General features: G+C 56.0%; 18 protein-coding genes, 1 pseudogene, 1 riboswitch and 1 other annotated feature. Of the genes and pseudogenes, 16 read left to right on the top strand and 3 right to left on the bottom strand.

Features of this window, described 5'->3' with window-relative positions:
* Positions 1–30 precede the first annotated feature (30 nt).
* Both MHH28_RS15540 and MHH28_RS15535 read right to left on the bottom strand, forming a co-directional pair.
* Positions 31–1,545 carry an IMP dehydrogenase gene (locus tag MHH28_RS15540; RefSeq protein WP_405116397.1) on the bottom strand — a complete coding sequence of 505 codons (1,515 nt, stop codon included), beginning with the start codon at positions 1,543–1,545 and terminating at the stop codon, positions 31–33.
* A gap of 32 nt (positions 1,546–1,577) precedes the next feature.
* The gene (locus MHH28_RS15535; RefSeq protein ID WP_405116395.1) at positions 1,578–2,144 is read right to left on the bottom strand and encodes a phosphoribosyltransferase; all 567 of its coding nucleotides are present in this window, start codon (positions 2,142–2,144) and stop codon (positions 1,578–1,580) included.
* A 123-nt stretch (positions 2,145–2,267) separates the two neighbouring features.
* A riboswitch (purine riboswitch) is annotated at positions 2,268–2,370 on the bottom strand.
* A gap of 408 nt (positions 2,371–2,778) precedes the next feature.
* Here MHH28_RS15535 and hemA point away from each other — a divergent pair.
* From hemA to MHH28_RS15480, 11 genes and pseudogenes are all read left to right on the top strand, one after another.
* Positions 2,779–4,170, top strand: coding sequence for a glutamyl-tRNA reductase (hemA, locus tag MHH28_RS15530; protein WP_405116393.1), 1,392 nt, complete (start codon positions 2,779–2,781; stop codon positions 4,168–4,170).
* A gap of 5 nt (positions 4,171–4,175) precedes the next feature.
* Complete coding sequence (gene ccsA, locus MHH28_RS15525) at positions 4,176–5,003, top strand: cytochrome c biogenesis protein CcsA (RefSeq protein WP_405117122.1); 828 nt, start codon at positions 4,176–4,178, stop codon at positions 5,001–5,003.
* 307 nt (positions 5,004–5,310) lie between these two features.
* Positions 5,311–5,958: a bifunctional precorrin-2 dehydrogenase/sirohydrochlorin ferrochelatase gene (locus MHH28_RS15520; protein WP_405116390.1), complete on the top strand. Its 648-nt coding sequence runs from the start codon at positions 5,311–5,313 to the stop codon at positions 5,956–5,958.
* A 299-nt stretch (positions 5,959–6,257) separates the two neighbouring features.
* Complete coding sequence (hemC, locus tag MHH28_RS15515; protein ID WP_405116388.1) at positions 6,258–7,205, top strand: hydroxymethylbilane synthase; 948 nt, start codon at positions 6,258–6,260, stop codon at positions 7,203–7,205.
* A 91-nt stretch (positions 7,206–7,296) separates the two neighbouring features.
* Positions 7,297–8,844, top strand: coding sequence for a uroporphyrinogen-III C-methyltransferase (gene cobA, locus MHH28_RS15510; RefSeq protein WP_405116386.1), 1,548 nt, complete (start codon positions 7,297–7,299; stop codon positions 8,842–8,844).
* Between the two features lie 154 nt (positions 8,845–8,998).
* Positions 8,999–9,997 (top strand): porphobilinogen synthase, encoded by a 999-nt coding sequence (gene hemB / locus MHH28_RS15505; protein WP_405116384.1) that lies wholly within the window; start codon positions 8,999–9,001, stop codon positions 9,995–9,997.
* Between the two features lie 18 nt (positions 9,998–10,015).
* Positions 10,016–11,317, top strand: a complete 1,302-nt coding sequence (hemL, locus tag MHH28_RS15500) for a glutamate-1-semialdehyde 2,1-aminomutase (RefSeq protein ID WP_405116382.1) — start codon at positions 10,016–10,018, stop codon at positions 11,315–11,317.
* 89 nt (positions 11,318–11,406) lie between these two features.
* Positions 11,407–12,126: pseudogene (locus MHH28_RS15495) on the top strand (RluA family pseudouridine synthase); the annotation flags it as partial.
* 718 nt (positions 12,127–12,844) lie between these two features.
* Positions 12,845–13,264: a hypothetical protein gene (locus MHH28_RS15490; RefSeq protein ID WP_405116380.1), complete on the top strand. Its 420-nt coding sequence runs from the start codon at positions 12,845–12,847 to the stop codon at positions 13,262–13,264.
* A gap of 118 nt (positions 13,265–13,382) precedes the next feature.
* Positions 13,383–13,934 (top strand): hypothetical protein, encoded by a 552-nt coding sequence (locus MHH28_RS15485; RefSeq protein ID WP_405116378.1) that lies wholly within the window; start codon positions 13,383–13,385, stop codon positions 13,932–13,934.
* Positions 13,935–14,150: 216 nt separating this feature from the next.
* Entirely contained in the window at positions 14,151–15,011 is an 861-nt protein-coding gene (locus MHH28_RS15480; protein WP_405116376.1) for a neutral zinc metallopeptidase, read from the top strand.
* A 562-nt stretch (positions 15,012–15,573) separates the two neighbouring features.
* On the opposite strand, the gene MHH28_RS15475 is transcribed toward MHH28_RS15480, so the two are convergent.
* The gene (locus MHH28_RS15475; protein WP_405116374.1) at positions 15,574–16,815 is read right to left on the bottom strand and encodes a GGDEF domain-containing protein; all 1,242 of its coding nucleotides are present in this window, start codon (positions 16,813–16,815) and stop codon (positions 15,574–15,576) included.
* A 194-nt stretch (positions 16,816–17,009) separates the two neighbouring features.
* Here MHH28_RS15475 and MHH28_RS15470 point away from each other — a divergent pair, with 194 nt between their 5' ends.
* From MHH28_RS15470 to MHH28_RS15450, 5 genes are all read left to right on the top strand, one after another.
* Positions 17,010–18,431, top strand: a complete 1,422-nt coding sequence (locus tag MHH28_RS15470) for a glycosyltransferase family 4 protein (RefSeq protein ID WP_405116372.1) — start codon at positions 17,010–17,012, stop codon at positions 18,429–18,431.
* A 135-nt stretch (positions 18,432–18,566) separates the two neighbouring features.
* Complete coding sequence (locus MHH28_RS15465; protein ID WP_405116370.1) at positions 18,567–19,931, top strand: LysM peptidoglycan-binding domain-containing protein; 1,365 nt, start codon at positions 18,567–18,569, stop codon at positions 19,929–19,931.
* A gap of 234 nt (positions 19,932–20,165) precedes the next feature.
* Complete coding sequence (locus tag MHH28_RS15460) at positions 20,166–20,828, top strand: stalk domain-containing protein (protein WP_405116368.1); 663 nt, start codon at positions 20,166–20,168, stop codon at positions 20,826–20,828.
* 92 nt (positions 20,829–20,920) lie between these two features.
* Positions 20,921–21,206 (top strand) — a binding site (T-box leader).
* A 158-nt stretch (positions 21,207–21,364) separates the two neighbouring features.
* Positions 21,365–24,001 (top strand): valine--tRNA ligase, encoded by a 2,637-nt coding sequence (locus MHH28_RS15455; RefSeq protein ID WP_405117120.1) that lies wholly within the window; start codon positions 21,365–21,367, stop codon positions 23,999–24,001.
* 5 nt (positions 24,002–24,006) lie between these two features.
* Positions 24,007–25,383, top strand: a complete 1,377-nt coding sequence (locus tag MHH28_RS15450) for a bifunctional folylpolyglutamate synthase/dihydrofolate synthase (protein WP_405116366.1) — start codon at positions 24,007–24,009, stop codon at positions 25,381–25,383.

Genomic DNA, 25,383 nt, shown 5'->3' with positions numbered 1-25,383 from the left:
GGTTAACGCTCCTTATGGGTTAGGACTGGATCACGAGGAGGATCGGTCCTTTTCCTTAAGCATAACATCATGTGCGCCTCCTTCAAAGATCGTTGTGGAGGAGACGAGGGTAATCTTCGCCTTCTGCTGCAATTCCGGGATGGTCAGCGAGCCGCAATTGCACATGGTGGATTTGATTTTGCTGATGCTGAGATCCAGATTGTCCTTAAGCCGTCCGGCATAGGGAATGAAGGAATCCACGCCTTCCTCGAATTCCAGCTTGCTCTCCTTATCGGCATTGCCGAAGTCATAGCGCTGCCAGTTGCGGGCACGGCTGGACCCCTCGCCCCAATATTCCTTGACGAAGTTCCCGCCGACCAGCAGCTTGCGTCCCGGACTCTCATCGAATCTGGCAAAATAGCGGCCCAGCATCACGAAGTCCGCGCCCATCGCCAGCGCCAGCACAATATGATAATCATGGACAATCCCGCCATCGGAGCAGATCGGGACATAGATGCCGGTCTGCTCGTAATATTCCTGGCGGGCCGCCGCCACTTCGATGACAGAGGAGGCCTGGCCGCGTCCGATCCCTTTTTGCTCGCGGGTAATACAGATGGAACCGCCGCCGATGCCGACTTTGATGAAATCCGCCCCGGCTTCCACCAGATACAGGAACCCTTCCTTGTCAACGACGTTGCCTGCCCCGACCTTCACGTTCTCCCCGAAAGTATCCTTAATATAATGGATGGTCTCCGCCTGCCACTCCGAATACCCGTCAGAGGAATCAATGCACAGCACATCTGCTCCAGCCTCCACCAGCGCCGGTACGCGCTCCTTGTAATCCCGGGAGTTGATACCCGCGCCGACAATGAGCTGTTTGTTATCGTCATGCAGCTCCAGCGGATACTCCTGGTGGCTGTCATAATCCTTGCGGAAGACCAGGTGGATGAGATGTCCGCTGGCATTCACCACCGGCAGGCAGTTCAGCTTATGATCCCAGATCATATCGTTGGCTTCGGTCAGTGTAATCCCTTCTTCGGCGTAGATCAGCGAAGCCAGCGGGGTCATGAACTCCGTAATTGGACAATCCGGCGGAAGGCGGTTCTCGCGGTAATCGCGGCTCGTGACAATGCCCATCAGCCTGCCTGTCGGCTCTCCGTTGTCTGTAATGGCAATGGTAGAGTGCCCGCTGCGCTCCTTCAGCATCAGCACATCCTGAAGCGTGTCTTCCGGCCGCAAATTGGAGTCGCTGAGGACGAAGCCGGCTTTGAACTTTTTGACCCGGCGGACCATCTCGACCTGCTGCCCGATCGGCTGCGAGCCATAGATGAAGGAGATGCCGCCGCTTTTGGCCAGGGCAATTGCCATGTTGTGGTCGGATACGGCCTGCATCACCGCCGAAGTCACCGGGAGGTTCATCGTCAGTGCAGGGGCTTCCCCTTTGCGGAATTTGGTTACCGGGGTGCGAAGATCCACATTTCCCGGAATGCACTCTTTGGTGGTCAGGCTGGGCACCAGCAGGAACTCGCTGAAGGTCCTTGAAGGCTGCTTGTAATAATAAGCCATGGCTTGTCACTCCCCTGCTATATTTTCACACGTTATACCTGGGACAGAAATCGGACGGGCACTTCAATATCCGCTTCCAGCTGTTTGTAATGCTCTCCCTTGGCCAGTATAGCCTGCACCCCTACAAGCTCAACGTTCATCACGGACAATTGTGCAGCAATGCAGCGGATGGTAGCGCCTGAACTAATGACATCATCCAGCAGCAGCACGCGGTCACCGGCGGAGAATCCGTCAAAATAAATATAATTCTCATTATACGCCGTTTCCCGTCTGACACTAACCTCATAATTGTCATACAGCTCCGTGCTGAGGCGCAGGATATTCATCGGCTTCATCAGCTTGTAGGCCGCCAGCATTCCCCAGGTATGACCTCCGGGTTCAGGGGAGACAATGTAATCAAAATCCGGAAAATGCCCGCTTACCGCTTCAGCCAGATTGTGGGTAATTTCAGTGATCAGCTCGGGGGCGATGTACGTTCCGCGTTCTCCGAAGGGGTAGAGCTTGAAGTCATAGGCGGTGTCTTTATTTTTATAAATTCGCACATTCCTGGCCTGGAGGATCGATTCACTTAACCGTGTGTAGGATGGACTCATACTCATGCCCTCACTCCTTCTATTATAATGGATGCCAAAAACCCCAGGCTAAAGGAGGCGCAGTCCAAAGCAGGATACATCAGCAGCAAAAAGCCCGGTCTTACCCGTGAGCCCGCTCTGATTGATCCGGCAGCTGGTCTGGCCTCCTGTAGCCTGGGGCAATTTACGGTTGCCTGTAGATACGCCCATTCCAGATTAACGGGCTTATACAAGAGAGGTTTGAAGGGGAACAACTGACACAAGTGTGACTTGGAAACGAGGATTTAGATGATTTTCGCTACATATGTTATAAAAGTTAACTCATATCATTTGTTATATGCTATCATTCGTAATAAAGTGTGTCAATATCTCATTATTGTGTTATATTATATGACTTTTGACCTTATCCGAATGGATGTCAATCCGATTCATAAATAAAGCGGTCCCATCCTATTAAATTTATGGCAAATCCCCCACCACTTGTTTATACTAATTATTATCTGCAATTCATAAATAGTTCAAAGGTTTTGGTAAAAGCCGTATTTTGATGTGATATACTTAACACAGTGTTCGTGGAACTTATGAAATTGACTCTAATATCTGCTGATAAGCAGCAACAGTGCCTACACCAATGAATATAGATTAGGATGGTGAACAAGCGATGCATATTGTCGTCGTTGGCCTGAATTACCGTACGGCTCCCGTAGAGGTGAGGGAACAGTTCGCTTTTGCCGAGAAGGATCTGCCGCTTGCGCTTCATCAGCTGCTGCAGACGAAGAGCGTTCTGGAAGGGGTCGTTGTCGCCACCTGTAACCGGACGGAAATTTATGTGGTCGTGGACCGCCTTCATATGTGCGGATATTTCATCCGCAGCTTCATGGAGCAGTGGTTCGGAGTAAGAAGTGATGTATTTACGCAACATATGTATATATATGAAGACGAGCAGGCGATTGCCCATCTGATGCGTGTGACCTGCGGTCTGGATTCGATGGTGATTGGCGAGACGCAGATCCTGGGACAGGTGCGCAGCGCTTTTTTGACAGCCCAGGCGGAAGGGGTTACCGGAACCTGGTTCAACCGGCTGTTCAAGCAGGCGGTGACGCTCGGCAAGCGTGCGCACAGTGAGACCTCGATCGGCGAGAGCGCTGTGTCGGTCAGCTATGCGGCGGTGGAGCTGGGCAAGCGGATCTTCGGCATGTTCACCGGCAAAAGAGTGCTCATTCTCGGCGCGGGCAAAATGAGCGAGCTGACGGTGAAGCATCTGTACAGCAGCGGCGCAGCGGAAGTGATTGTCGCCAATCGTACCTTATCCCGTGCTGTAGAGCTGGCCGAGAAATTCTCGGGTAAACCCCGCACGATTGAAGAGGCGCTGAAATCTCTGGATGAAGTGGATATTGTGATCAGCTCCACGGGTGCGGACGGCTATGTGCTGACGGCAGCCCAGGTAGCCGAGGGCATGAAGCGCCGCCCTTCACGGCCGCTGTTCATGATCGACATTGCTGTGCCGCGGGATATTGATCCTGCCGCTGCCAGTGTACCGGATGTGTTCCTCTATGATATTGATGATCTGGAGGGCATTGTGGAGAGCAATCTGGAGATGCGCCGCAGTGAAGCCGCCAAGATCGAGGTTATGATTGAAGGCGAGATGGCGGAATTCCAGCAATGGCTGAAGACGCTGGGCGTCAGACCGGTGATCCGTGCGCTGCAGGACAAGTCAAACGGAATTTATGAAGAAACGATGGATAGTCTGTTCAACAAGCTGCCTGAGCTGGATGAGCATCAGCGCAAGGTGATCCGCCGCCTGACCAAGAGCATTGTTAACCAGATGATGCATGATCCGATCAATGTCATCAAGGAGATGTCCGGCGGCAAGCAGGGCAATGAAGCCCTGGAGTATTTCACTCAAATCTTCGCCTTGCAGGAGCAACTGGACGCAGGTCCGGCCGGTGGAAGTGTTGAACCGCTTCAGCACAGTTCTGCTGAACGGCCGTCCGGCGGAGAGATCCGGGTGCCGGGAGCGGTGCTTACCCCGGCCGGTCTGCTGGGCGGGTGAGCGACATGCTACTGCTGAACGGAATATATGATGCCGCTCTGCTGCTATATGCCCTGAGCCTGCTGTTTGTTTTCTCGGATTGCCTTCGGCGTAATCCGGGCGGAAAGCGGCTGGGCACAGGGCTTCTTGCTGTCGTGGGCCTGCTGCAGCTGACCGGCCTTGCGATCCGCTTCTCCCAGGAGGGCGGATTGCCGATTTTCACGCCCTATGATTTCCTGTTCTGGTTCTCCTTCAGTATGGTTGTAACTTCATTTGCTGTGGCGTATATGCGCGGCGGCGAGTTCACGGTTCTGCTGCTCAGTATGGCGGGCTTCAGCGTATTCCTGCTGAACCGGGTATGGCTGACCGCAGAGGATCATACCCTCCAGAGCTGGAGTGCGGTGCACGGCTGGCTGGCGATGCATGTAATTTTGGCCAATTTGAGCTTTGCCGCACTGACACTGGGGACGGTATTTGCGATAATGTATCTATTCCTGCATACGAAGCTGAAGAATAAGAAGTGGGATGACCGTGTCCGCAGGCTGCCCAGCCTGGAGACGATGGACAAATATTCCTACACGGCGATCCTTGCCGGAGTCCCGCTGCTGCTGGCCTCGCTGATTCTGGCGGGTCTGTCGATTGTCGCGGAAGGACGGGCGCCATTGTTCCAGGATACGAAGGTTCTGACTACGCTTACGGGCCTTGGAGTCTACATCGTCTACCTTGTGCTGAAGTTCTCCGGCCGCAGAAGCGGTACCGTCACGGCCCGCTGGGCCATTGCCGGATACGGCTTCATTATTCTTAACTTCCTGCTGAATTCCTGGTCGGAGTTCCATGGCTGGGGCGGGGAGTAAGAGAATTAACGGTGAAACGTGAAGAATGATTAGCTTAGGGATGGCTGCGCGAAGTTGTTACGGCTGACGAGTGCTAGGGTAGACTGCGCGAAGCCATGCGGCTGATGATCGCTGGGGAAATTGCGGGAAGTTGTAGTGGCTGTTGAGGCAGGACTTCTAAGGTATTATGTGTAAGTTAAGGTTGCTGCCCGTTGTATGCTTATGTGCTCTATTGCGGGTAGTGTTACTGAGAAAGAGTACTACATCATGCGGGCCGGATTATGCTAATTCTGGCGGATAGATGATTTTGGATGCTGGAGTGAGACAGATGAGCAACTATCTGCCCATCATGCTGAATGTTCAGGGCAAACTTGTAATCATTATCGGCGGCGGAGCTGTGGCGGAACGCAAGGCGTTTCCGCTGCTGGAAGCAGGAGCGGAGCTCCTGATTATCAGCCCATCGCTAAGCGGAACGCTGCCTGCGATGGCTGAGGGCGGGCGGCTGCAATGGATCAGCCGGCCGTATGCTCCCGGGGATCTCCAGGGAGCTGTTCTGGTCTATGCCGCGAGCGACGATCGAGCGGTGAATGAGAGGGTTGCGGGGGAAGCCCGGCTGCTGGGGCTGCCCGTTAATGTAGCCAGCCATGCGGAGGCGGGCACGTTCATTACGCCCGGCGTGCTCCGCCGCGGGCGCTTGACGGTTGCGGTCTCGACCTCCGGGGCGGGACCGTCTGCGGCTGCGGCGATTACGCAGCAGATTGCGGGGCTGCTCGGCGAGGAATATGAGCCGTACCTGGATTTTCTGCATGAGCTGCGGACGGAGATCAAGCGGCTGGAGCCAGCCGCGGCGGTCCGGGCGCGGCTATTGAGGCGGCTGGGACAGCTGGATGTGTTGGATGAGATGAGGCAGGGCACCTTTATACCATGGACATCCGGGGAGATTGAAGCCTGGGTCGCGCGCAACCGGGAGGAATAGCGGGGGAAGCGGCTGAGGCGGGCGAATGAGGGTAAAGGTGCTCCTGGATTTGGCGAAATCGGCTCAATCGAGCGAATGAGGTGCATAAATACCCTTGAATTCGGCGGAAGCGGCTTAAGTGAGCAAATGAGGTGTAAAAGTACACTTGAATTCGGCGGAAGCGGCTTAAGTGAGCGAATGAAGTGTATAAATACCCTTGAATTCGGCGAAAGCGGCCCAATCTTGCTTATTCACGGGACGGGAGAGTTTGTACGGCGGCGGCTGGAATAAGGGACTGACATAAACAGGGAGGAATGGGCATGCGGAAGATTATAGTGGGCAGCAGACAAAGTGCGCTGGCGTTAACGCAGACCGGGCATGTGATTGCCGATCTGGAGCGGCTGTGCGGTGAGCATGGTTTTGATTTCACTTTTGAGGTGCATAAGATTGTGACCAAGGGTGACCGGATTCTTGATGTGACCCTGTCCAAAGTGGGCGGCAAAGGTCTGTTCGTCAAGGAAATTGAGCAGGCGATGCTCGCCAAGGACATTGATATGGCGGTACATAGTATGAAGGATATGCCTTCCGAATTGCCGGAAGGCTTAATGAACGGGGCGGTGCCGAAGCGGGAAGATCCGCGCGATGTGCTGATCTCAAGCAACGGAGCGGGCCTTGAGGAGCTGCCGGAAGGCGCGCGTGTAGGCACAAGCAGCCTGCGGCGCTCCAGCCAGCTGGCTGCGCTTCGGCCGGACCTGCTCATTGAGCCGGTACGCGGCAATATCGACTCCCGGCTGAAGAAGCTGGAGAGCGGCGAATATGACGCGATTCTGCTGGCAGCGGCCGGGCTGTCGCGCATGGGCTGGCAGGACCGGATTACGGCCTATCTGCCGCCTGAGGTCTGCCTGCCCGCTGTCGGCCAGGGCGCACTCGGCATCGAATGCCGCGAGGACGACAACGGGCTGCGTAAGCTGCTGGCGCTGTATAATGATGAGCGCACGGCGCTTACTGTTACGGCGGAGCGGACCTTCCTCGGTGCTCTGAACGGGGGCTGCCAGGTGCCAATTGGCGCCTATGCGGTGCTTGAATCAGAAGCCGGAACAGCGGCGAGGCCGTCCATAACGTTAACCGGAATGGTCGGAACACCGGACGGGGCGGTCATTCTGAAGGAGACCTGCACCGGTGAAGATCCGGTGGAGCTGGGTGCGGAGGTCGCGCGTAAGCTGGTGGCCAGAGGTGCGGAGAAGATTTTGGCGGATGTAAGGGAATAAGGGGTAAGGGTTAGACAGGGAATAGTGTGGGCTCAGGAGAAGCTTGTGCAGGCCAGAATCGCATGTGTAGAGGGATAAGGGGATGACGGAGATGGCGGGGAAGGTATATCTGGTAGGTGCAGGTCCGGGGGATGCGAAGCTGATTACAGTCAAGGGGCTGGAGTGTATCCAGAAGGCCGATGTGCTGGTCTATGACAGGCTGGCCAGTCCAAGGCTGCTGAAATGGATGAAGCCCGGCGGTGAGAAAATATACGTAGGCAAGCTCTCGGACCGCCATACGATGAAGCAGGAGGATATTAATCAGCTGCTGGTGGACCTCGCGCTGGAGGGCAAGACGGTGGTGCGTCTGAAGGGCGGGGACCCTGTGATTTTTGGCCGGGTGGGTGAAGAAGCGGAGCTGCTGCGCCGGAATGGTATCTACTATGAGATTGTTCCGGGCATTACCTCGGCCATCAGCGTCCCGGCGTATGCCGGTATTCCGGTGACCCACCGGGAGGCATCGTCTTCCCTGTCGATTATTACCGGGCATGAGAGCCCGGATAAGCTGGATCATTCCATTCAATGGGATAAAGTAACGAATGCGACAGGCACGCTGGTATTCCTGATGGGTGTCGCCAAAATCGGCTACATCAGCGCCCAGCTGATGAAGCACGGACGTCCGCCGGAAACCCCGGTGGCGCTGGTGCGCTGGGGGACCCGTGCGGATCAGGAGACGCTGACCGGTACGCTGGCCGATATTGAGGCGAAGGTTACGGCAGCGGATTTTCAGCCGCCGGCGGTTATTGTGGTCGGTGACGTTGTGCTCCAGCGGGAGCAGCTGATGTGGGTGGAGGCGCTGCCGCTGTTCGGCAAGCGGATTGTCGTGACGCGGGCGCGCGCCCAGGCAAGCGAGCTGGTGGACCGGATCGAGGAGCTGGGCGGCGAGCCGTACGAGTTCCCGGTCATTGAGACGGTGATGCAGCGGGATGCGGACAAGCAGGCAGAGATCGCTGCGGCACTTGGCGGGCTTGCGGCGTATGACTGGGTGTTCTTCACCAGTCCGAACGGCGTAGACTTCTTCATGCGGCATCTGACGCAGCAGAAGCTGGATATCCGCAGCCTGCACGGGGCGCGTCTGTGCGCTGTGGGACCGGGTACGGCGGCAGCGCTCGCAGAGCGCGGGCTGATCTCCGAAGAATTGCCCGGCCGCTTCCAGGCGGAAGGGCTGATTGAAGCGTTCGGCCCGGAGCTTAAGCCAGGGCAGAAGGTGCTGCTTCCGCGCGGCGATCTGGCTCGCGAATGGCTGCCCGGCAAGCTGAGGGAGCTGGGACTTGCAGTGACGGAAGTGGATACGTATGAGACGGTGGTCACCGGCGAAGACGATATTGAACTGGTGAAGCTGCTGGAGGAGAAACGCATTCATGCGGTGACCTTCACCAGTTCATCCACGGTGCGCAATTTCCTCGGCATCCTGAAGCGGATGGGGCTGGAAGATCCGCTTGCGCTGCTGGCGGGCGTCAAGATTGCCTGCATCGGTCCGGTGACCGAACAGACCGCCATTGAAGCAGGATTAACACCGGGACTGCTCCCGGAAGAAGCCACCATCGAAGGACTGGTGCAAGAGCTCTGCCGCTGGAATGAATCGACAAGGCGGAGATAGGCTGTTCTGTTAGACCTGCCAGACCTGTCAGTGCTGCTGTTGAGCGATGCGATCGGGGTCGGGCCTGTTATCGGCGATAACGGTAACATCCCAATACTGCTTAAGATGAATAGATGTGTGTATATACTTACTTTCTGAACAGGAGGATACAGCAATGAGCTTTCCAATAACCAGACACCGCCGTTTGCGCGGGTCGGCCGGTATTCGCGGCATGGTGCGCGAGACCGTCCTGAACGTGCTGGATTTCATCCAGCCGATTTTTGTAACCTATGGAACCGGTGTGAAGAATGAGATCAGCTCCATGCCCGGCGTGTATCATTTCTCGCTGGACACGCTGAAGGCGGAGGTGGATGAGATTGCTTCCCTGGGCATTCCGGCGGTCCTGCTGTTCGGTATTCCCGAGACGAAGGATGCGGTGGGCTCGTCCGGCTTCGCTGAAGATGGCATTGTGCAGGAGGCAACCCGGCTGATCAAAAAATGGTACCCCGAGCTGCTTGTTGTCGCCGACACCTGCCTGTGTGAATTCACCGACCACGGCCACTGCGGCATGGTGCATACTCATACTGTGGACGGTGTGGTGCACGGGGATGTGATCAACGACGCTTCGCTTGAGCTGCTGACCCGCACGGCGGTCTCGCAGGCCCGGGCAGGGGCGGATATTATCGCGCCTTCCAATATGATGGACGGGTTCGTTCAGGCGATCCGTACAGGTCTCGACGAGAATGGCTTCGAGCATGTGCCGATCATGTCCTATTCGGTGAAATACGCCTCTGCCTTCTACGGCCCGTTCCGGGAAGCAGCGGATTCCGCTCCGCAGTTCGGTAACCGCAAGACGTATCAGATGGACCCCGCTAATCTGCGGGAGGCTATCCGCGAAGCGGATTCCGATGTACTGGAAGGCGCAGACATGCTGATGGTGAAGCCTGCGCTGGCTTATCTGGATGTGATCCGAACGATCCGCGACCAGTTCGATCTGCCGCTCGTTGCATACAATGTCAGCGGTGAGTACTCGATGGTCAAGGCGGCTGCGCAGCAGGGCTGGATCGATGAGCAGGCCGTTGTGCTGGAGATGCTGACCGGCATGAAGCGCGCCGGAGCAGATGTGATTATTACCTATTTCGCCAAGGACGCAGCCCGTTGGCTGCGCGGCTAGGATCAGGAGGGGACAAGCATGGGCAATATACCGCTAAACCGCCGGGAAGAGGCTTCCCGCACCGCTTTTGAAGAAGCAAAACAATATATTCCCGGCGGGGTGAACAGCCCGGTCCGGGCATTTAAATCCGTAGGGTTGACCCCGGTCTATGTGGAGAGGGGCGAAGGCTCGCGGATCTACGATATTGACGGCAACAGCTTCATTGACTACGTCTGCTCGTGGGGACCGCTGATTATGGGACATGCCCATCCTGAGGTGGTGAAGGCGCTGCAGGAGACTGCGGCTAGAGGGACAAGCTTCGGTGCGCCGACCCTGCTGGAGACCGCAATGGCCAAAACCGTGGTAGAACGCGTAGCCTCCGTGGACATTGTCCGCATGGTGAACTCGGGGACGGAAGCGACCATGAGTGCAATCAGACTGGCCCGTGGCTTCACCGGACGCAGCAAAATCCTCAAATTCGAAGGCTCCTATCACGGCCACGCCGACAGCCTGCTGATTAAAGCCGGTTCCGGGGTTGCCACCTTGGGTCTGCCGGATAGTCCGGGCGTGCCTGAGGGTGTGGCGGTGAACACGATCACCGTGCCTTACAATGATCTGGACGGGGTCAAAACTGCTTTTGAGCGTTACGGCAACGAGATTGCTGCTATCATCGTTGAGCCGATCGCCGGAAACATGGGTGTAGTTCCACCGCTGCCTGGGTTCCTGGAGGGTCTCCGCAAGGTGACTACGGGGTACGGGGCTTTGCTGATTTTTGACGAGGTGATGACCGGATTCCGTGTAGACCGGGGCTGTGCGCAGGGACTGTTCGGGCTGGACCCGGATCTGACCTGCTTCGGCAAGGTAATCGGCGGCGGGCTCCCAGTAGGGGCTTATGGCGGCAAAAGAGAGATTATGGAGCAAATTGCCCCGTCCGGCCCGATCTATCAGGCGGGTACCCTCAGCGGGAATCCGCTGGCGATGGCGGCGGGCTATAGCACGCTTGCGCTGCTGACCCCTGAGGTCTACACCCGTCTGGAGTCGCTGGGCGCGAGACTGGAAGCGGGGCTTAAGCGCAATGCGCAGGATACGGGAATTCCGCTGACGATCAACCGCGTGGGCTCGATGGTATGCCCGTTCTTCACGGAAGAGCCGGTCACTAACTTCGAGACAGCCAAGACCAGTGACCTGGAGCGGTTCAAGCGCTATTTCGGCAAAATGCTGGACCAGGGCATCAGCGTTCCGCCTTCCCAGTTCGAGGGCATGTTCGTATCCGCTGCGCACAGCGAGCAGGATATTGACGATACGATCGAGGGCCATTACCAGGCCCTGAAGTCGCTGTGACGGCCGGACCGGAGGATCGGTCCGGCGCGGGCAGTGCCGGCTTCGCGGGCGGCGGCAAGTGGACCCGGCGCGGGGAATGGCTGGAAGCCATGCCTGGCCGGGTCATTACAGCGGCTGCCGACAGACCGGCAGCCATCGATACCTGGCTGCTGGGCGTAGCCGGCATGCCGGAGAAGCTGCATTCCCGGCTGCGCCGCGAGGACGGCATCCAGTGGAGGGGCGACCGGCTGCGGCTGGCCCTGTTCCCTCACAGGGAAGCCGGAATCGAGCCGGTGTGGCAGGAGGCTGCGGCTGAGGTGCTGTTCGAGGACGACTTCTGCCTCGTGGTCCACAAGCCTGCGGGTCTGGCGGTTCATCCGGACGGCAGCGGTACGGGAGTAACGCTGGATCATCTCGTAGCCGCGCATTATGCGGCTTCCGGCGGCGGCATTGCCGTCCGTCATATCCACCGGCTGGACAAGGATACCACCGGACCTGTGCTGTATGCGAAGAACGAATACGCCCAGCTTGTGCTTGATGAGGATATGCGTGAGAAGAACGTATCCCGCTTGTACGCGGCGATTGTTGAAGGCACAGTGCCGCCTGAGCTTACGGTGATCGATGCTCCAATCGGCCGCGACCGCCATCATGCGGCGCGCCGACGGGTATCCCCGGGAGGGCAGGCGGCGGTGACACGAATTGTGGGACGCGAGGCCCTGCCCGGCGGAACTATAGTGAAGCTGGAGCTGGAGACGGGCCGTACGCACCAGATTCGTGTCCACCTCAGCCATGCGGGCCATCCGCTGTTCGGGGATGATCTCTATGGAGGGTCCGGCTGGCATACGGCAGAGGTTCCCTCCGGCGACAGCAACCCAACGCAGCCGCTCCGCACGGCACCGGGACAAGTCAAGTCTGCCATTACGGCCTGGTTCGAGGAGCAAGAGAAGGCGGGTCTCACGCCGGGTCTGCAAGGACCCGGCAAGCAGCCGGCTCCTCCTCTCAAGCCGGGAGCCAAGGTGAAGAAGGAGAGTTCCGACCGCCAGGCGCTGCACGGCGAGAAGCTGATTTTCGCCCATCCCTGGACCCGGAGCCGCATCGAAGTAGCTGACCCCTGGCCGGAGGATATGCTCCGTCTGCGCGCACAAATCGGCGGCGTAGATCAGGAGTAGGCCATTACCGAATCGGCTCTTTGAAGTTAAGTAACTCAAAAAGATGCCATGCCCAGCCGGGCCGCGTTTCTCTGATTTCTGGAGGATAGCGGCCCGGTTATTTTGTTGTTGTTCATTGCGACCTCCCCGAGCAGAAATATCGAACAATAAGTGGTTTATGCTATTTAATTTACGCACCATTACTCTCCAGGGGACGTTAAGTGGATTTCCAACTGTTGCCGGATATTCGTAGATTTACTGTTGAACAGTTGCCCTTTTTCCACTTATTTCATTGTAGCCACCAGTTAGCCAACGTGCCCTCTGATACATTTCCGCGCTCAAACCCGTCTTACTAGTATGAGGAGATGATCTGACTGTGGGCATGAGATGGAATCGCAGAGTGGCAGGAATCTTAGCCGCCTTGACTCTGGTGATTGCCGCCGGAATAATGCTGGTTGTGCGGCTGGACAACAAATATGGCGTAATGGGTCTGGTTGCCCAGCTTCAGAGCTTCCAGGTGAGGGTAGACAATCAATCAGACTTTGAGCTGAGTATTCTGGAGACAGGAGTGGTAACCAGCGCAGCAGCGGAGGCGTCAGTAGACGAAGTTGGCAAGATACTCAAAAGCGGAAAAACCGTAAAAATTAAGCCCCGGCTAACCTTAAACGGTGAAGGCGGAATTTATCTGAAGTATGCAGATCCAAGAGAACCGGACGTTCCCATAACCATCGGAATATGCTCCTACACCGAAACTTTATCCGGATATTCCAAGGTTATCATTACGAATAACAAGGTGACAATCAAACAAAACTGCAGCTAATCTATGCACAATCCAGATATTTGCAGATTTCCAGTAACATTTGTAACTGACGGTCTGTCAATATATTGATAAAAATAGGATGTAAGCGCAGTCTATTTGATGAACTGGGGGAATATTTGTGAAAAAAGTTACAAAGTTAATGCTCGTGGCCAGTATCTCATTGGCACTTGTTGGGGTAGGGAGCAGCGGAGCCCTGAACAATGTTACTTCGGCAGCGAGTGCACCGCTTAAGGTAGGCCGGGTGGAAGCGGCTGCCCATGGCACCAAATGCTTCACCGTAGCGGTTGCTGTAGTACAGAATGGCGTAATTGTAGCGGCTTCGCTGGATGATTATCAGTTCCTGGGCACCGATGTAGCCACTGGTGTACCGAACTCGGACAAGGATTTCGGCAAGAACTACAAAGATCCGAACATGGTGCTGGCCTCCAAGAAGACCAACGCCAAATACTACAGTGAGCACATGACGGAAGAAGCCAAATCGACAGTAGCCTATGACAAGAACCTGGCGGCTATAGAGAAATTCGCAACAGGCAAAACTATAAAATCCCTTGAAGCTACACTGACGAACAAAAGCAAAGAGCAGGTTGTTGACGCTGTAAGCGGTGCAACGCTGGTGGACACCCAAGGTTATCTGAAAGCCATTCTAAGCGCAGCCAAAGCTGCAAAATAAACGGCGGTTCCATCCTTTAACCTATTTTACCCCTTCATCGTTGCGGCGGTGGAGGGGTTTTACTATTTAAAGGTTTTACTATTTCAAACAGGTTTCCACTTGTCTCCAGGCTGAACCTGCTGCTTCAGAAGAGTGGCACCCCTGCAATTATGGGTATAACAGTATTAAGTACAAATAGATCTGCATTCACGAGTATTCATAACTGGGGGTTAGGCCATGAAATGGCAGGGCAGAAGAGGGAGTTCCAATGTGGAAGACCGCAGAGGCCGCGGAGGCGGTGGCGGAGGCAAGCTGATTGGCGGCGGTATCAGCGGGATCGTGATCATAGTGATTGTTACGCTGCTGAGCGGCGGGAATATCGGCGATATTATGGGGAATCTGACCTCAACCGGTTCGGGTACGAACTCAAGTGTCCCTTATGAGCAGACTGCTCAGGAAAAGGAGTTATCCGAGTTCGTATCTGTCGTGCTGGCCGATACCGAGGATGTCTGGTCCGATATCTTCAAGGAGCAGGGGATGACTTATCAGGACCCGGCGCTTGTGCTCTATAGCGGCAGCGTGAACTCTGCCTGCGGAACCGCCAGCTCGGCCGTAGGCCCGTTCTATTGTCCGGGGGATGCCAACCTGTATATCGATCTCAGCTTCTATGATGAGCTGCAGCAGCAGTTCAAGGCGCCGGGAGATTTCGCCATGGCCTATGTGATTGCCCACGAGGTGGGGCATCATGTGCAGACCCTGCTGGGCGCTTCCGAGCAGCTGAATGCAGAGCGCCAGCGCCTCAGCGAGACCGAGTTCAACAAGGTTCAGGTGCGCTTTGAGCTGCAGGCCGATTATTATGCCGGAGTGTGGGCGCATCATGTCCAGGGTGAGAATCTGCTGGAGGAGGGAGACTTGGATGAGGCTCTGACAGCAGCGAGCGCGGTGGGGGACGATACGATCCAGAAGCGGGCGCAGGGATATGTGGTGCCCGACAGCTTCACGCACGGAACGTCCGAACAGCGCAAGCGCTGGTTCTATAAAGGCTTTAACTCTGGTACGATTGCCGGCGGAGATACCTTCAAGGCTACTGAGCTCTAAGCTCTAGCCTGCAACTGTTCTGTCACCACAAGAGCCGCCCATCCGCTTCACGGAGAGCGGCTCTTGTTCTTATTCGGGATTTATCATGAGGAGCCGTTTCTGCTCCGCCGGGAAGCTGGAATGTATGCCAAAAACAGCATACATTGTGCATGCGCGCAGGCGCACGGGCCGGATGTATGCCAAAAACAGCATACATTGTGCATGCGCGCAGGCGCACGCACCGGATGTATGCTAAAAACAGCATACATTGTGCATGCGCGCAGGCGCACGGGCCGGATGTATGCCAAAAACAGCACACATTGTGCATGCGCGCAGGCGCACGGGCCGGATGTATGCCAAAAACAGCATACATTGTGCATGCGCGCAGGCGCACGCACCGGATGTATGCTAAAAACAGCATACATTGTGCATGCGCGCAGGCGCACGGGCCGGATGTATGCCAAAAACAGCATACATTGTGCATGCGCGCAGGCGCACGCACCGGATGTATGCTAAAAACAGCATACATTAGACGGGTTCTGCCCGGCCCTCACAGGCCGTCCCCCTGCGCAGGAATGTGTGCTTATGGCTGCACATCATTCCGGTAAGAGAGACGGTTGCGGCCGAGCTTCTTGGATTCCAGCAGGAGCTGGTCGGCGTGGACGTACCCTTTTTCCATAGAGGTCTTCTGATTCGGGTCTGCCTTATAGTAAAAGAGTCCGAAGGATGCCGAATAGGGCACGCGGATCATCTCCTCCTCGAATTCTGCACTTACACTGTGGCCGTGAAGGCTGTCCAGCATCTCCTGAATCTGCGCCCTGCATTCCTCGAACGTCTTGTTCCTCAGGAACAGCGTGAACTCTTCCCCGCCGCTGCGGAACAGGATGTCTCCCTCCCTCAGATGCTTATGCAGCGTATCGGCAAAATGAACAATGACACGGTCGCCGACGGCGTGATTATAGGAATCATTGATTTTTTTGAAACGGTCGATGTCCGCCACTACAATCCCGATGTATTCCCCGCTCTGATTCAGCTCCTTCATCATCTTGTCCATATGCGCCCGGTTGTAGGTTCCGGTGAGGAAGTCACGGTATGCCATCTGCTCGAATTTGTCGCGTTCGTATTTGTGCTGGGCGCTTTGCGATTTGGAATAAAAAGAGATGCTGACCACATAGTTGAGCAGGAAGAGAGCGATCAGCATCTCCCAATTCTCCATTTGCAGCAGCCGCAGAAGCAGGGCGTTACTCAGGGCAACCTTGCTGAAGTCCAGCAGATTCCGGCTTCGGAACAGCAGGTGCTTCGCTTCCCGGCGTGTCTTGATATCTCCCGACAGGGCGAAGGTGAGCACCAGGAAGGTGGAGGACAGCAGGGTGGTGACGCAGACTACAAGCAGGAACAAGAGCCAGTATCCGAGCGGAAGCTTGTCCGCCAGCGGTGAGAGCGCCGTGTACAGATAATACGCAGCAGAGCCGCCCAGTGTGAAGGAGCCGATGTTGTAGAACGTATCCAGGAACTCTCCGGGATCGGCGGTTTTTGATTTCTTTTTATAGAAATACACAATGAACCGGTAGAGGGTCTCGAACAGGAGCGTGCCCAGCGGACCGGCAAAAATCCCGAAAGAGGAAGTATAGCTGATCGCATAATCGATCGTAGAATTCCCGCTCCGGGTCACAATCCGCAATTGGAAGTAGATGCTGGAGAAGATCGTGTACAGCAGTAATGCTTTTATATAGGTAACGTCCAGGACTACAGCATGCGCGGGAATGAAGGCTATAGCCAGGGATGCGACAAATAGAAAAAGGTCAAATACCCTCGCTTTGGACATGTCGGAAATTTCCTTTCAGGATTTATACCGATTATACCCGAAAAGATGTTTATTGATTAAAAGTTATTTTTAAATTTTTATAGCATGACTAAATATCTATACCCGCTGCCTGCAACATTCATATACTGTTCTGACTAGGACGGAGCAGACTGCTCCTGCACAGAAGTGAATCTATAAGCCGGGGAGAGGAATACATGAAGATATTGCTGGTCACCTACTGGGGCCTCACCAATATGGGCGGCATTTGGACGTATATGAGGCAGCTGGCAGACAAGCTGGGCGAGCAGGGCCATTCCGTTACCCTGATGGGCAGCCATGCGGAGAACAATACACTTTATTTGCTGAACCGGACGGAGTCTTTTGATAAAAAAGCGTTCTATTCGCTGCTGCTGCCGCAGCTTGATATCGGGCGGTTTCCGGCGCTGCATCTGGAGCATGGCATCTTCAGCTTTGAGCTGGGGCGTTATGTGTTTGAAGGCGGCGCCGCTGTGCTGGGGCTGGAGGAATATGATGTCATTCATGCCCAGGACCCCATAGCCTCGTACGCGCTGCGGCGGATCATGCGCCGTCCCGTTCCGCTGGTCGCAAGTATTCACGGGGCCCTGACCAAGGAGACCTTCTATGAATACAAGGGGCTTGAGCCAGGACTGACCCGGGAGGCCTACGAACAGCGCCCGATCGGGCGTTATTTCCGCAGGCTTGAGACGCTGGGTGCCCGGTCGGCTGACCGGATTCTGGTCTCTTCGGATTGGATTGGACAGCTCACGCAGAGTCTGGGGGTCAACCCGGGTCTTATTCATACCTTGCCGTACGGACTGGATCTGCATCAATACGCCGCCCGGGCCGCAGAGACGCCGCCGCTGCAATTTGCCGAGGGAATCCCTGTGATCATGTTTGCCGGACGTCTTGAATATATCAAAGGAGTCCATGTGCTGATAGAGGCGCTAGGCATTCTGCAACAGCGCTGTCAGCGCTGGATCTGTGCGGTGGCCGGAATCGGCAGCCTCCTGGAGGAGCTTATGGAGCAGACCCGCCTTTTTGGCATTGCGGGGAAGGTTCATTTCACCGGGAAGCTGGACAATATTCCGGCCGCGCTCCGGGCAGCCGATATCTATGTGCAGCCCTCGCTGCAGGATACGCAGCCCTTCTCGGTTACCGAGGCGCAGCTTGCCGGGATCGCGCCGATCGTCGCCGGAACCGCAGGTATGCCGGAGATGGTTCGGCAGGGAGAGACGGGCTGGATTGTTCCGCCTGGAGATGCTGCGCAGCTTGCTCTGCAGATCGAGCAGCTCCTGGGGGATGCGGAGCTGCGAAGACGGACCGGCCTCCAGGCCAGACAGTGGGCGGAACAGACCCGTTCGCTGGATGTCATGGCTGCGGGTACGCTGAATGTCTATCACAGGGCTATCAGTTTGCAGAGGAGCCGGCAGGGCATCCCGGACAACGTGCGTTTTGAAGAAGAACCGGGCGCGGGCGCAATTCCATCAGCCTTTCATCCGGCGGATGTGCTGAGCCAGTGTGATCCGGGTAATCCGCTTGCCGGAATGATGCGTGCTAAGCTTCCGCAGAATTACTCCATACCGGATGCGCGTACGGCCCTTTCTCCTCTGGGATAGCCGCTGTCCGCGAATGAAGCGGCAAAGTTGTCATGCCTGCCTGATTGAAGCATATACATGAGGGGAGTAACATTTTGGGCTTATACTCTGGGCTTGTCTCAGGGATAGATTATGCCAAGAAGGAGGACATTTCCCGTGTTTGACCAGTCCCATGGCTTGCGGTTTGATATTTATGAACGCATTCACCTTTCGGAAGAGCTTCCGGGAATAGCTGAGCTGGAGGAAGTCGAGCTGGTTCCCGACATCCAGGTAATCCAGCGGGAGGACCGGGCCGAGCTGCATGGCCAGCTGTTGCTCACCGGACTTTACCGGGGGGAAGATGATCGTACACAGCGTCTGGAGCATGCGATTCCCGTTGAAATCACAGTTCCGCTGACCCGGGTCAGCTCACTTGATGACATAGGGGTGGAGATCGAGAATTTCGATATTGATCTGCTGACGATGCGGACCGTTAACATTACCGGTGTGCTCTCGCTGCGAGGAATCGGAAGTGCGGATGCACAGCCGGCCTGGCAGCAGGAGGAATACACGGTAGCGTATTCGCCGGAGGCAGGAGACAGCAAGGGGGCCGGAGAGCCATTCCGCAGTCCGGAGAATGACACCCTCTATGAGAATTCGCTCTGGACATATGGCGAAGGGGCGGCGGAGGGGGCTGTGGAAGATCAGGACTCCGCAGCACCGGCTGAGGCTGAAGGCCAACCGCTGTTGGCGGAAGACGCTCCGTATACCCAGCCTGCGGCCTATCTCTCTACACCGCTGAAGGACAAGGAACAGAGAGTAAGGACCCATAGCCTGGATACGGCATCCCCGGCAGGCCGGAAGCAGGCGGCTGATCCGGTCTCCGGCCACTTCCTCACCTCCAAAGAGAAAACGGCACCGGCGGCTGTGAACCAGTCGCTTCAGGAAGACACCGGGCTGCAGACAGGTACCGCCGCATTGAACACTGTGGATCACTGGGGCAATGCGAAGCTTCATGCCGTATCGCAGCCGGAGCCGGTGCTTACCTCCGCTGCCAGCGATGCTGCTGCGCTGTTTGCCGGGAACGAAGAGGGGGAGGCGGCAGAGGAGATCCAGGCGGAAGACAATGAGGTCTTCCTGTCGGCGGAATCTCTGGCTCCCCAGGAGGAGAAAAAGGATCTCAAGGTTGCCCTTGGCAGCAAAAAAGAACCGGGAGCCGCCGAGCAGGAGCCGCTCACCTTCTCCTCGCTGCTTAGCGCAAGCCGCGCCAACAAAGAGCTGGAGGATCTGCATTCCGGCGATATGGCATCTCAGGAAGAAACTGTTCCTGAGGCTGGCAACGATACGGCCTGGAAGAGCCGGTTCATCGGCGGGCGCGGCGGAACGGATCTGTTCCGCAAGGTGCGGCTGTGCATCGTGCAGCGGGAGGAGACGCTGGACACCATTGCAGAGAAATACCAGCTAAGCACCCGGGAGCTGTCCATGTACAACCGGCTTTCCGGTCAGATTGTAGAAGAGGGACAGGTATTATATATTCCCTGAGATGAAGCCAGCCTTCTTCACAGGTTATCCCCCGCCTTATAGACCGGACGGGGGTATTTGTTGTGTGTATTAACAGGTGCATCCATGAAGCAGGCTTCCCTCCTGTTGCCGTCCGCCCGTACCCTTCGTTTGAAAACCACTGAAGCCGGGGTAATAGTCACTACCGGCCTACATACATTACACATTCAGGCAGCTATGCGCTGGTACACCACTTCTGGAAGGATGAGAATTCACATGAAGAAAAAAGTGGCAGCCACTGCGGCCGCACTAAGCTTGACGCTGACAGTCTCGGCCGGTGTCTACGCCGCCAGCAATCTGAAGGAGATCAAGGCGCTCCTCAACAATAAGATCGGGATCGTCGTGAACGGCCAGAATTATACGCCAAAGGACGGCAACGGCAAAACCCTCGCCCCGATTACCTACAACGGCATTACTTATCTGCCCGTACGCTCGATCGGTGAAGCGCTGAACACCGCTGTCACTTACGATGCTGTAACCAGCCGGGTAATCATTGGCGATGCGGCTGCCCCGCCTGCCTCCTCCGGCGGCTCCTCCGCAGGAACTCCAGCGGAGTCCGTGAAGCGTCCGAAGAGCCTGCCGGCAGATTTCCCGCTTCCGGCGGACGCGAAGATCTTTGATCTAATTGAAGGCTCGGCGACCGGTAAGCCGTCTGCGACCTTCAGCTACACCACGAAGCAGAGCCTGGAGACGCTCGGCAATACGTACAAGGACTATTTTGTGCAAAAGGGAGCGACCTCCAAGACGGAGGAGGTCTCCGCCTCAGCCTTCTCGATTATTGATGCTGGAAGCACCTTCTCCGTTACGCTGGATGGCGCTCCCGGAACGGGCGGCAATCAGGGTTTCAATGTAGTTCAAGTGATCTGGAGCGGGGAGTAGGCGCCGAAGTTCATCTTCTGCGCGCCCTTTGTGTATATGCTGGTTGACTAGGGATAACACTGAATGTATTATTGAACTAAGTAATAACTAGCATAAAGACTGGGAACGGGAAGAGTAGGCGGTCAGCCCTTCAGAGAGCGGGATTATCATTGGTGTGAATTTCCGCAGGATGCAGCCCCCGAAGTCGCCCCGGAGTTGCCCTTCTGAGCTTGTCTTCATGATGAAGACGGGTTAGGATGCGGCCGGATGCAGCCGTTACCCTGCATGAGTGTCGCGCTAAGCTTTAGGAACCTTTAAGAGGGACTTAAGGCAGAGGTTTATTTTTTATTGGCGCGAAACAAAGGTGGTACCGCGAAAGAATGGCCTTTCGTCCTTTGAGACGAAGGGCCTTTTTGTATTCTCAGAAACCACTAGCTACTCAATACATTAACAGTGGAGGGTTCACAATGGCTGATAATAACAATGCAGCAGCAGAGCTGCCGAACCAGCAGGAAGCGGCAGAAGACACCGCCGCAGCTAATCACAAGCAGAGCGACATGCCGACTACATATGATCCTGGAGCGGCAGAGAAGAAGTGGTATGCGTACTGGATGGAGAAGGGGTTCTTCGAAGCCGGCAAGCGGCCGGGGGCGGAGCCTTACAGCATCGTCATTCCGCCGCCGAATGTAACAGGAATGCTGCATATCGGACACGCGCTGGATTTCACGCTTCAGGATGTGCTGATCCGCACCAAGCGGATGCAGGGATATGATACCCTGTGGCTGCCGGGCACGGACCATGCTGGTATCGCTACGCAGACCAAGGTGGAGCAGAAGCTGCGACAGCAGGGAATCTCCCGCCATGATCTGGGGCGCGAGAAGTTCCTGGAGCAGGTATGGGCCTGGAAGGACCAGTATGCACAGACGATTCATGACCAGTGGGCCAAGATGGGCCTATCCCTGGATTACTCCCGCGAACGGTTTACCTTTGATGAAGGCATGAAGCAGGCGGTAAGCAAGGTCTTTGTAGAGCTGTACCAGAAGGGCCTGATCTACCGCGGCAAGCGGATTATTAACTGGGACCCGGCTGCCCGTACGGCTCTGTCGGACATTGAGGTTATATACAAAGAAGTGAACGGCCATCTGTACCATCTGCGTTATCCGCTCAAGGATGGCAGCGGCTATATTACTGTAGCTACAACCCGTCCCGAAACGATGCTGGGCGATACAGCGGTTGCAGTTCATCCTGCGGATGACCGTTATAAGGGGCTTATCGGCAAAACGCTGATCCTGCCGATTACCGGCCGGGAAATTCCGGTGATTGCTGATGAGTATGTAGATAAGGAGTTCGGCAGCGGCGCGGTTAAGATTACACCGGCCCATGATCCGAACGACTTCGAGATGGGTGTCCGCCATAACCTTCCGCAGATCAATGTGATGGATGAAGGCGGCGTGATGAATGAGGAGGCAGGCGCTTACCAGGGGCTGGACCGCAGCGAATGTCGCAAGCAAATCGTTGCCGACCTGAAAGAGCAGGGAGTGCTGATTTCTATCGAGGACCATGTACACCAGGTTGGGCACAGCGAGCGCTCGGGAGCCGTGGTAGAGCCTTATCTGTCCACCCAGTGGTTCGTGAAGATGCAGCCGCTGGCCGAAGCTGCTATTGCGGCACAGAAGGAAGGCAACGGCGTTAATTTCGTGCCGGATCGCTTCGAGAAGACCTACCTGAACTGGATCGAGAATGTCCGTGACTGGTGTATCTCCCGCCAATTGTGGTGGGGCCACCGTATTCCGGCGTGGTACTCCGAATCCACCGGGGAGATCGTAGTTGCGCATGATGAGGAAGAAGCGCGCCGTATCAGCGGGCTGTCCGACCTGAAGCAGGATGAGGATGTTCTGGATACCTGGTTCAGCTCGAACCTCTGGCCGTTCGCTACATTAGGCTGGCCTGATGGGGACAGCAGCGACTACCAGCGTTACTATCCGAACAATGTACTGGTTACCGGCTACGATATCATCTACTTCTGGGTAGCGCGCATGATCTTCTCCGCCATGGAATTCACCGGACAGAAGCCGTTCTCCGATGTACTGATGCACGGACTTGTACGCGATGCCGATGGACGCAAGATGTCCAAGTCACTCGGCAACGGCATCGATCCGCTGGATGTGATCGAGCAGTACGGCGCTGACGCCATGCGCTATATGATTACGACCGGCAGCACTGCGGGCCAGGATCTGCGATTCCGTATGGAGAAGGTGGAGCAGGCGCGCAATTTTGCCAACAAGATCTGGAATGCCTCCCGGTTCGCGCTGATGAATCTGGAAGGCGTAGCCTTTGAAGATATTGACATTACAGGTGAGCTTGGTACGGCGGACCGCTGGATTCTGCACCGCCTGAACGAAACTTCCCGCGATATTACGCGTCTAATTGACTCGTACGAGTTCGGCGAGACCGGCCGCCTGCTCTACAACTTCATCTGGGATGATCTGTGCGACTGGTACATCGAATTCGCCAAGCTCTCGCTATATGGAGCGGACGCAGCCGCCAAGGCCAAGACCCAGTCTGTTCTGGCGTACGTGCTGGACCGCACACTGCGCCTGATTCACCCATTCATGCCGTTCATTACGGAGGAGATCTGGCAGCATCTGCCGCATCAGGGCGAATCGATCACACTGGCCGAATGGCCGAAGTACGATGCAGCGCTTGAGAATCCGCAGGCAGTGGCAGAGATGAACCTGCTGATGGATATCATCCGGGCCGTTCGCGGTATCCGGGCAGAAGTGAATGCGCCGATGAGCAAGAAGGTCGAGCTGATTATCAAAGCCGGCAGCCAGGACACCCTGGATATTATTTCCCGCAACGACAATTACATCGGGCGCTTCTGCAATACCTCTTCGTTCGAAGCAGGCCTTGCGCCGCAGACGCCGGATAAAATGATGTCCGCCGTGGTTACCGGAGCGGAGCTGCTTCTGCCGCTGTCCGGTCTGATCGATATTGATCAGGAGATTGCCCGTCTCGAAAAAGAAGTTCAGACCCTGAACAGCGAAGTGGAGCGTGTGGAGAAGAAGCTCAGTAATCAGGGGTTTGTGGCCAAAGCGCCGGCTAAAGTCATCGAAGAGGAACGGGCTAAGCAGGCGGATTATTCCGACAGACGTGAGAAAGTGCTGGCCCGTATTGCAGAGCTGAGAGGATAACGGACATGGAAGAGATCACACGGAGCGGCAATGCCGCTCCCTTACATTCTTATACAGAAGCGGTAGACTGGATCAACAGTCTGATTCCTTTTGGAATCCGGCCGGGTCTGGAGCGGATAGAGCTTCTAATGGAGAAGCTGGGACATCCGCACCGGAAGCTCAAGTTCATTCATGTGGCGGGGACGAACGGCAAGGGGTCGACCTGCGCCTTTTTAACCTCGGCCCTTATTCAGAGCGGATATTCGGTAGGTACCTTCACCTCTCCTTATATCACGAAGTTCACGAACCGCTTCCAGTACAACGGCACCGATATTCCTGAGGAGACTCTGCTTGCGCTTGCCAATCGGCTACATCCGCTGGTCGAGGATATTGCGGGGAGCGAGCTGGGTTCACCGACCATGTTCGAGGTGGCGACGGCGCTGGCCATTCTCTATTACGGCGAAGTCTGTTATCCCGATGTAGTCGTATGGGAGACAGGGCTTGGGGGAAGGCTGGATGTAACGAACATTGTTACTCCGATTGTGTCGGTCATTACGAATGTTGGACATGACCATACTGATGTGCTGGGAGATACGCTTACGCTGATCGCGGGCGAGAAGGCCGGGATTATTAAGCCGGGCGTTCCTGCAGTCAGCTGTGTGAGCCAGCCGGAGGCTGTCGCCGTACTGAAGGCCAAGGCAGCAGCTACCCGTTCGACACTCTATTTAGCCGGAGAAGATTTCAGCTATAGTAATGCCCGGCAGAGAGAAGGCTGCCAGCACTTCACCTTCAAGGGGCCGTTCCGCGGGCTTGAGCTGGATATTGCCATGAAAGGCGAGCACCAGCTGGAGAATGCGGCCGGGGCCATGATGACGCTTGAGGTGCTGCGGCAGTATATGGCCTTCATGCTGGAGGACGAGGATGTGCTTGAGGGGTTCCGCGGCACATTCTGGGCCGGAAGGCTGGAGGAAGTGAGCACTTCGCCCAGAATCATTCTGGACGGTGCGCACAATCCCGAAGGGGCTGAGAGCCTCGCGAAGAGCCTTCCGCAGTTCCGGCCTTACGGTAAATTAAATTTGCTGCTGGGGATGCTGGCAAATAAGCATCACGAGTCGTATCTCAAGCATATACTGCCTATAGTGGATACGCTCATCCTGACCGAACCGGATTTCCGTAAGAAAATGGACGCGGAAGATCTGCAGGCGATCGCAGAGAGTCTGCGGAATCAATATGCCAAGGATAACTTGGAAATCATAGTAGAACGTAATTGGGGCCAGGCGCTGCAGAAGCTGCAGACGATCACAGCGGACGATGACCTTGCAGTTGTGTCCGGAACGCTGTATTTGATTTCTGATGTGCGCAGTACGCTTTTACGGCAACCCGATTCTGAAAAAGGCTGGTGA

The organism is Paenibacillus sp. FSL K6-1217 (genome assembly GCF_045040735.1).
In the GTDB taxonomy this organism is placed as follows: Bacteria; Bacillota; Bacilli; order Paenibacillales; family Paenibacillaceae; genus Paenibacillus_AQ.
Note: the sequence above shows the minus strand (reverse complement) of the source record. Positions and strands in the feature narration are given on the sequence as shown.

What these genes read in the sequence shown, in the direction of transcription:
- MHH28_RS15460 (WP_405116368.1), top strand. Translation starts at nt 20,166, where the DNA reads ATGAAGAAAAAAGTGGCAGCCACTGCGGCCGCACTAAGCTTGACGCTG.
- ccsA (WP_405117122.1), top strand. Translation starts at nt 4,176, where the DNA reads ATGCTACTGCTGAACGGAATATATGATGCCGCTCTGCTGCTATATGCC.
- MHH28_RS15470 (WP_405116372.1), top strand. Translation starts at nt 17,010, where the DNA reads ATGAAGATATTGCTGGTCACCTACTGGGGCCTCACCAATATGGGCGGC.
- MHH28_RS15455 (WP_405117120.1), top strand. Translation starts at nt 21,365, where the DNA reads ATGCCGACTACATATGATCCTGGAGCGGCAGAGAAGAAGTGGTATGCG.
- MHH28_RS15520 (WP_405116390.1), top strand. Translation starts at nt 5,311, where the DNA reads ATGAGCAACTATCTGCCCATCATGCTGAATGTTCAGGGCAAACTTGTA.
- hemB (WP_405116384.1), top strand. Translation starts at nt 8,999, where the DNA reads ATGAGCTTTCCAATAACCAGACACCGCCGTTTGCGCGGGTCGGCCGGT.
- MHH28_RS15450 (WP_405116366.1), top strand. Translation starts at nt 24,007, where the DNA reads ATGGAAGAGATCACACGGAGCGGCAATGCCGCTCCCTTACATTCTTAT.
- hemC (WP_405116388.1), top strand. Translation starts at nt 6,258, where the DNA reads ATGCGGAAGATTATAGTGGGCAGCAGACAAAGTGCGCTGGCGTTAACG.
- hemA (WP_405116393.1), top strand. Translation starts at nt 2,779, where the DNA reads ATGCATATTGTCGTCGTTGGCCTGAATTACCGTACGGCTCCCGTAGAG.
- MHH28_RS15535 (WP_405116395.1), bottom strand. Translation starts at nt 2,144, where the DNA reads ATGAGTATGAGTCCATCCTACACACGGTTAAGTGAATCGATCCTCCAG.
- cobA (WP_405116386.1), top strand. Translation starts at nt 7,297, where the DNA reads ATGGCGGGGAAGGTATATCTGGTAGGTGCAGGTCCGGGGGATGCGAAG.
- hemL (WP_405116382.1), top strand. Translation starts at nt 10,016, where the DNA reads ATGGGCAATATACCGCTAAACCGCCGGGAAGAGGCTTCCCGCACCGCT.
- MHH28_RS15475 (WP_405116374.1), bottom strand. Translation starts at nt 16,815, where the DNA reads ATGTCCAAAGCGAGGGTATTTGACCTTTTTCTATTTGTCGCATCCCTG.
- MHH28_RS15540 (WP_405116397.1), bottom strand. Translation starts at nt 1,545, where the DNA reads ATGGCTTATTATTACAAGCAGCCTTCAAGGACCTTCAGCGAGTTCCTG.
- MHH28_RS15480 (WP_405116376.1), top strand. Translation starts at nt 14,151, where the DNA reads ATGAAATGGCAGGGCAGAAGAGGGAGTTCCAATGTGGAAGACCGCAGA.